Below are 7258 nucleotides of genomic sequence, written 5' to 3'. Positions count from 1 at the left end.
GACGCTCTTCCGATCTCCGAACGCTCCGGGCGCCGCATTCGGCGTCCCCGCCACCGCGCCCTCCGGCGCCCACGCGCCGTCCGACGGCAACGCCCCCGCGGCGACGAAGGAGAAGTCCCGCGGAGGAACGCGCATCGCCGCGTTCGTCGTGGCGGCCGCCCTCGTGGGAGGTGTCGCCGGGTTCGGCGGCGGTGCGCTTCTCACGGGCTTGCAGGATCGCCCGTCGTCCGGCACCGCGCAGGGCCCGCAGACCGTCACCGTGAACAACCCCGGATCGGTCAACGAGACCACGGCCGTCGCCACCGCCGCCCTCCCCTCCGTCGTCACGATCGAGGTCGCGGGATCGCAGGAGGCCGGCAGCGGCTCCGGCGTGATCATCAGCAAGGACGGCTACGTGCTCACCAACACGCACGTCGTGACGCTCGGCGGTGCCGTGGCCGACCCGACCATCCGGGTGACCGCATCGGACGGCCGCATCTACGACGCCACGGTCGTGGGCACCGACCCGATCTACGACCTCGCGGTCATCAAGCTCACCGACGCGAAGGACCTCACCCCGATCGAGTTCGCCGACTCGTCGAAGCTCAACGTCGGAGACACCGCGGTCGCGCTCGGCGCCCCGCTCGGCCTGGCGAACTCGGTCACGACCGGTATCGTGAGCGCGCTGAACCGCAGCATCCAGATCGCCTCGTCGGCGCTGCCGGACTCCTCGTCCGAGGATGCGCCGGAGCAGCAGTCGCCACAGGAGGGCCAGGGCCCGTTCCAGTTCGACATCCCGGGCAGCGGCGGCCAGCAGATGACGGACTCCATCTCGGTGGCCGTGATCCAGACGGACGCCGCGATCAACCACGGCAACTCCGGCGGTGCGCTCGTCAACAGCAAGGGCGAGCTGATCGGGATCAACGTCGCGATCGCCAGCTCGGGCAACTCCGAGGACTCGGGATCGATCGGCATCGGCTTCGCGATCCCCTCGAACATCGCCAAGCGCGTGTCCGAGGAGATCATCGCCGGCGGTGCCGCCACGCACGGGCTGCTCGGCGCCTCGGTCCGCGACGCCTCGGGTGTTGAGGGAGCCACGGTGTCCGGGGCGTACATCGCCGACGTCACGCCCGGGGGCGCCGCGGCGGACGCCGGTCTGAAGGCCGATGACGTGGTCACCGAGTTCAACGGCGTCCCCATCACGGGCGCAACCGACCTCACCGCGCAGGTGCGCGCGGCGGCTGCGGGCAGCAAAGCCACCGTCACCTACGTGCGCGGCGGCAAGGAGTACGACGTCGACCTGACGCTCGGGACGCTCGCCGGCTGAGGCACCCTGCTCCGGACGGAGGGACGCCACCTCGCGCGATAGGCTCGCGGGGTGGCGTCCTTCTCTTTCGGCACCGGCAATGCGGCCAAGCTGCTCCGCATCCCGCTGTACGCCCTCGGACGCCTCGGCACACTGCTCGTCCCCCGGGGCCGGCGCTGGGTCTTCGGCTGCGGCGCCGGGATCGGCGACGGAGCTCTTGCGCTCCAGCGTCACGCCGCCGCTCTCGGTCACGACACGCTCTGGCTCACGGCCGACGACCGCGAGGCGCGCGACGCCGCTGCGCTGGGCATCCGCACCGTTCCCCGCTCGGGGCTGCGCGGCTGGTGGGCGACCGCGCGGGCCGGAGTCGTTGTGGTCACGCACGGACTCGGTGATGTGAACCGGTACGCGAACGGCGGTGCGTTCGTGGTGCAGCTGTGGCACGGCATCCCGCTCAAGCGCATCGGGCTCGACTCGCCCGCGACGACACAGGTTCCGCCGGTTCCGGGTGCCCCGCTGCTGCGGCGCCTCATCGGGGTGCTCTACCGCGCAACGGCGCAGCGCATCCGTGTGCTGCCCGCGGCATCCGACCGGGCCCGCGGGCGCCTGGAGTCGGCATTCGGACTGGGCGACGACCGGGTCGTGGTGACCGGCGAGCCGCGCGTGGACGTGCTGTCCGCCGGCACCGAGGCGGAACGCCGCGCGGCGGCGCGCGCCGTGCTGGTCGGTGCCGCGGGGGAGTTGCCGCCCGCCGCTCGGGTGCTGCTGTACGCGCCGACGTGGCGTGACGGCGCTCCCGATCCGTCCGTCCCGACCGCTCAGGAGTGGATCGAGGTCGTGCGGCTGCTGGAGCGCCACGATGCTGTGCTCCTGGTCCGTTCGCACCCCCTGGGCGCCGGCTCCTACGCGCCGCCCCTGCCGACCGCCAGGGTCCGGATGCTGCCGAGCGCGGTGCTCCCCGATGTGACACCGGCTCTCGCCGCGGTCGACGTGCTGGTCACGGACTACTCGTCGCTGGCGTACGACGTCGGACTGCTGCGCATGCCGGTCGCGTTCCTGGCGCCCGACGCGGAGGAGTACGCCCGCACCCGCGGCTTCTATGGACGCTACGCGGATGTCGCCACGACCGGTGCGGCCGAGGGATGGCAGGCGCTGCTGTCGGAGCTCGACGCGCTCCTGGGGGATCCCGCCGCCTTCGCCGATGCCGCGACGCGGTCCGCTACGCTCAGCGCGGAGATGCACGCGTTCCGCGACGGGGAGAACACCCGTCGCGTCTACCGGGCGATCCGCTCGCGGGGTGTGCCCGCGCCGAAGGGAGCAGCATGACGACGGCCCGCATCGATGTCGAGGCGGAGGCGCTGATCATCGCCGGGCCCGGCCAGCGACCCGGTATCGCCGAGCTCGCAGGACCGCGGGCACGGGTGTCCGCCCGCCTGACCGGTGGCGGCAAGACGTGGAAGGCGACGTTCCCGCTGCAGGCGTCGCGGTGGGGCGGGCCCGAGCTGCCGCTGCCGTCGGGCGAGTACGCGCTGTCGATCGAGGGCGTGGATGTGACGGAACTCCGCATCGCTCCCGTCGTGCTGCGTGGCGTGCGGATCGCGGTCGACGGCGCCACGGTGCGCATCGCGGCGCCGATCGATCCGGTGTACGACACCCCGGAGGGGCGATCGACGCTCGAGGAGCGCTACGTGTCGCAGGCCGGCGGCACCGAGAACGCGGTGTTCTTCGAGAGCTTCTACGGCCGCAGCGTCGGCTGCAACCCGCGGGCCATCGACCGCGAGCTCGCGCAGCGGGCGCCGGAGGTGCGGCGCTACTGGAGCGTGGTCGATCTGTCGGTCGCCGTGCCCGATGGTGCGATCGCGGTGGTGGAGGGCAGCCCGGAGTGGTGGCGTGCCCGCGGTGCCGCACGTCTGCTGATCGTGAACGACTGGCTGCGCCGACGGTTCGCGCGCAAGCCGGGACAGAAGGTGCTGCAGACGTGGCACGGCACCCCGCTCAAGCGGCTCGCCCTGCACCGCCCCGGCTTCGATCCCCGCCGCATGGCGGCCGTGGTGAAGGAATCGCGGCGGTGGGACGTGCTGCTGGCGCAGAACACCTACGCCGAGCGCATCCTCCGCAAGGCCTACGCGTTCTTCGGTCGTCCGATCTGGGTCGACGGCTACCCCCGCAACGACGCGCTGATCACGGGCGACCCTGCGGCGGTGCGTGCGGCGCTCGGCATCGGCGACGAGGAGCGCGTGCTGCTGTACGCGCCCACCTGGCGTGACGACCGCGCGGAGATGGTCGACTTCGTCGACCCCGAGCTCCTCGCCCGTCAGGCGAACGCGGTGGTGCTCATCCGCGGGCACTCCCGCACGCTCGAGCAGGGGAGGGACAGGGCAGGGGCCCGTGTGATCGATGTCACGGGCTACCCGGAGACATCCCAGTTGCTGCTCGCCGCCGACGCCCTCGTCACCGACTACTCGTCCGTGATGTTCGACTTCAGCGTGACCGGCAAGCCGCTCTACTTCCTGGTCCCCGACCTCGACCACTACCGCGGGCAGCTGCGCGGGTTCTACTTCGACCTCGCCGAGCGGGCTCCCGGTCCGCTGGTGCGCACGCAGGACGAGCTGGTGGCGGCGCTCGACGATCCCGAGCACGAGCAGAGGTACGCGGAGCGCTATGCGGCGTGGCGTCGGCAGTTCAACACGCGCGACGACGGGCACGCGGCGCGACGGGTCGTCGACCGCATCCTCGACCTGGGGTTCGTGACCCGCTGATCACCCCGCAGGTCAGGGCAGCGGCGTGTTGCGGCTGCCCAGGCGCGAGGCGTCCACCGTGTCTCTGGCACCGCGCAGCACGCCGGTCAGGAACCCGAGCCCCCAGGACAGGTGCATGGTGGGCAGCACCGCGAGAGTCCACAGCCGTTGCCGCAGGTCTCCGCCGCCGCGCGCACAGGCGACGGCCACCACGAGCAGGACGTACAGGACGATCGGCCCGTAGACGAGCACGGACGCCAGGATCGACGCCATCCCGCCGAGCACGCCCGTGAGCTGCAGCACGCCGACGACCACCGCCAGCACCACGAGCAGCACGAGGGCGGGCGGCGCGAAGTAGCGGAGGCCGTTGCTGCGGCCGAACCGCCGGACGAGCTCCCCACGCCACGCCCCGGTCGCCCGGAACTGTCGCGCCAGGCGCAGCCAGTTCTCGCGCGGCCAGTAGGTGACCGACAGCTCCGGGTCGAACCAGACCGCGTGGCCCGCCTGCCGGATGCGCAGGTTGAGCTCCCAGTCCTCGCCGCGGCGGATGGTCTCGTCGAACAGGCCGACCTCGTCGAGCACCACGCGGCGCATCACCCCGAGGTAGGCCGACTCGGCCTCGCCCTCGGTGCGGCCTCCGTGGTACGCGCCTCCGCCGAGTCCGACGGGGGAGTTGTAGAGCCGGGCGACGGCCTTCTGGAACGGCGTGCGCCCCTCCGCGTGCATGACGCCGCCCACGTTCGCCGCTCCCGTGCGTGCGAGCGTCTGCAGGGCGTGGGCCGCGTAGCCGGGGGCGAGTTCGGAGTGCGCGTCGACCCGGACGATCGTGGGGTAGCGGCTTGCGCGGATGGCGGCGTTGAGCCCGACCGGGATGTGGGCGGCGGGGTTCTCGACGAGCCGGATGCGGTCGTCGGCGGCGGCCAGACCGCGTGCCAGCTCGGTCGTGCCGTCGGAGGATGGGCCGAGAGCGAGGACCAGCTCGGTCGGACCCCCGATCTCCTGCGCGAGGACGGACTCGACCGCGTGCCGAAGGTAGGCGCGCTCGTTGAGCACCGGCATCACGAACGACACTCCGGTCGCGGGGTCGGTCGTCTTCTCTGGGGGCACACGTCGATCATGTCACGGCGGCTCCCTCGCTGGCTGAGGGCTGTCCACCGCTCGCGTCCCTCCGCCGGGAGGGGCGCGAGCGACGAACTATCCTGGAGGGATGGGTGCACTGTCTGATGCGAAGAAGGCCTACCGTCTGCTGCGACGGGCACTCGAGTCCCGCTCTGCCGTGCAGCGCGTGCGCCGTCGGCTCGCCGAACGGGAACCCTACCCGCCCGAGCACTTCCAGATCGCGGTGTACTTCGCCGACGGTGCGGTCAACATGTACCAGATGCGCCAGTGGTACCGACCCCTCGCGGAGCTCTCGAAGCGCTGGCCCGTCGTGGTGCTCTCGCGCCAGGCGACGGGAGCCGAGAAGCTGCTCGACGAAGATGCGCCTCCCGTCGCGTTCGTCCCGAAGGTGCGCGATCTGGAGCGTTTCATCGCGACGCAGGACATCCGCATCGTGCTGTACGTCAACCAGAACACCCGGAACTTCCAGATGTTCCGCTACGGTCGCCGCTGGCACGTGTTCATCAACCACGGCGAGTCCGACAAGATGTACATGACCACGAACCAGTACAAGGCGTACGACTGGGCGTTCGTGGCAGGGCAGGCCGCCCGCGACCGGCTGTCGCGCACGCTGTGGGACTACGACGTGGACCGTCGCACGATCGAGATCGGCCGCCCGCAGGCCGACCACTACTCGGGCGTGCTGCCCTACGCACCCGACGACAGGATCGTGGTGCTCTACGCGCCGACGTGGGAGGGCGACCGGCCGAGCGCCCACTACGGGTCGATCGCCTCCCACGGCGAGGCGCTCGTGTCGGCGCTGCTCGCGAGCGGCCGTCATCGTGTGATCTACCGGCCCCATCCGCGCAGCGGTGTGGTGGACGAGGCCTACGGTGCCGCGCACCGCCGGATCCTCGCGGCGATCGCCGCCGCCAACGCGGCCGATCCCGCCGCGCAGCACGTGTACGACGACGGTCCCGAGCTGGGGTGGCAGCTTGCGGCGGCCGATGTCGCGGTGGTCGATATCTCCGCGATGGTCTACGACCGGCTCGCAGCCGGCAAGCCGCTGATGATCACCCGCCCCGTCGACCCGGAGGCCGCCGTCGACACCACCGGCTACCTCTCCGATTGCGAGTGGCTGACGGTCGAGGGTGCGACTGACATCGTCTCCGAGGTCGACCGGGTGCGGGCCGACGAGGCGGCCGTCGCGCGGCTGCGCATGTGGGTGCAGCACTACTTCGGCGACACCACCCCCGGAGTCGCGACCGCGAAGTTCCACGGGGCGATCGAACAGCTCATGCAGGAGTGGGATCGCTGGCGCGCCCACGAGGTGGGGACCGTGCGCGACGATCAGAACGACGACGACGAGGAAGCCGAGGACGAGGACGCATGAGCCTCGATCTGCCGCGCACCGCCGCAGTCGCCTCCCGACTCGTGGTCGTCGAGGCCACCGGCTCGACGAATGCCGACCTGCGCGCTTCCGCGGCCGATCAGCGGGCCTGGCCGCACCTGTCCGTGCTCGTCACGGAGGATCAGACGGCGGGGCGCGGACGCCTGGATCGCACCTGGGTCGCGCCGGCCGGTACCGCGCTCGCGGTCTCGGTGCTCCTCCGTGACCTTCCCCGTGATCCGGCTGTTCGCGGCTGGATCCCGCTCGCCGCCGGGCTCGCACTGGCCGATGCGGTCGCCGCACAGCTGCCCGCCTGCGAGGTCGCCGTGAAGTGGCCCAATGACGTGCTGGTCGACGGTGCGAAGATCTCCGGGATCCTGGCGGAGGCGACGGCCGACGCCGTGGTGGTCGGCGCAGGGGTGAACACGCGCATGTCGCGGGAGCAGCTGCCGGTGCCGACAGCCACCTCGTTCGCAGCGCAGGACGCCGCCGTCGACGAGGACCTGCTGCTCGTCACCTACCTCACGGGGCTCGACCAGTGGCTGACGGCGCTCGCCGCGGGGGAGGACGCCCTCACCAGTGGCCTGCACGCCGCGGTGACGGCGCGCTGTGCGACCGTCGGCCAGGCGGTGCGCGTCTCGTTGCCCGACGGCAGCTCGCTCGAAGGAACCGCCGGCGCCCTCGACCCGGACGGGCGGCTGCTCGTGGTCGCCGACGGCGCGACGCGCGCGGTCTCCGCGGGCGACG

Annotated in this window: 6 protein-coding genes; 5 read left to right on the top strand and 1 reads right to left on the bottom strand. The window is 72.0% G+C overall.

All coding sequences use genetic code 11. From position 1 onward, the window contains the following. From DW299_RS05145 to DW299_RS05135, 3 genes are all read left to right on the top strand, one after another. Positions 1–1306: S1C family serine protease (locus DW299_RS05145; protein WP_136035938.1), on the top strand; the 1306-nt coding region annotated here is incomplete at its 5' end. A 51-nt stretch (positions 1307–1357) separates the two neighbouring features. Further along, complete coding sequence (locus DW299_RS05140) at positions 1358–2611, top strand: CDP-glycerol glycerophosphotransferase family protein (protein ID WP_136035937.1); 1254 nt, start codon at positions 1358–1360, stop codon at positions 2609–2611. Continuing rightward, a complete protein-coding gene (locus DW299_RS05135) occupies positions 2608–4044 on the top strand; it encodes a CDP-glycerol glycerophosphotransferase family protein (protein WP_136035936.1) in 1437 nt (478 codons plus the stop codon). The genes DW299_RS05140 and DW299_RS05135 overlap by 4 nt, the downstream gene beginning before the upstream one ends. Positions 4045–4056: 12 nt before the next feature. On the opposite strand, the gene DW299_RS05130 is transcribed toward DW299_RS05135, so the two are convergent. Further along, complete coding sequence (locus DW299_RS05130) at positions 4057–5082, bottom strand: glycosyltransferase family 2 protein (protein ID WP_136035939.1); 1026 nt, start codon at positions 5080–5082, stop codon at positions 4057–4059. A 148-nt stretch (positions 5083–5230) separates the two neighbouring features. Here DW299_RS05130 and DW299_RS05125 point away from each other — a divergent pair, with 148 nt between their 5' ends. Both DW299_RS05125 and DW299_RS05120 read left to right on the top strand, forming a co-directional pair. Continuing rightward, on the top strand, positions 5231–6514 hold the full coding sequence (locus DW299_RS05125; protein ID WP_136035935.1) for a CDP-glycerol glycerophosphotransferase family protein: 1284 nt from the start codon (positions 5231–5233) through the stop codon (positions 6512–6514). Then, the coding region (locus DW299_RS05120; RefSeq protein WP_136035934.1) for a biotin--[acetyl-CoA-carboxylase] ligase at positions 6511–7258 on the top strand (748 nt) is incomplete at its 3' end. The genes DW299_RS05125 and DW299_RS05120, both read left to right, overlap by 4 nt.

Origin of the sequence: Microbacterium sp. K35 (genome assembly GCF_004794375.1) — a bacterium.
Classification (GTDB): Bacteria; Actinomycetota; Actinomycetes; order Actinomycetales; family Microbacteriaceae; genus Microbacterium; species Microbacterium sufflavum.
This window is presented reverse-complemented; position numbering and strand designations above follow the sequence as displayed.

What these genes read in the sequence shown, in the direction of transcription:
- DW299_RS05135 (WP_136035936.1), top strand. Translation starts at nt 2,608, where the DNA reads ATGACGACGGCCCGCATCGATGTCGAGGCGGAGGCGCTGATCATCGCC.
- DW299_RS05130 (WP_136035939.1), bottom strand. Translation starts at nt 5,082, where the DNA reads ATGCCGGTGCTCAACGAGCGCGCCTACCTTCGGCACGCGGTCGAGTCC.
- DW299_RS05125 (WP_136035935.1), top strand. Translation starts at nt 5,231, where the DNA reads ATGGGTGCACTGTCTGATGCGAAGAAGGCCTACCGTCTGCTGCGACGG.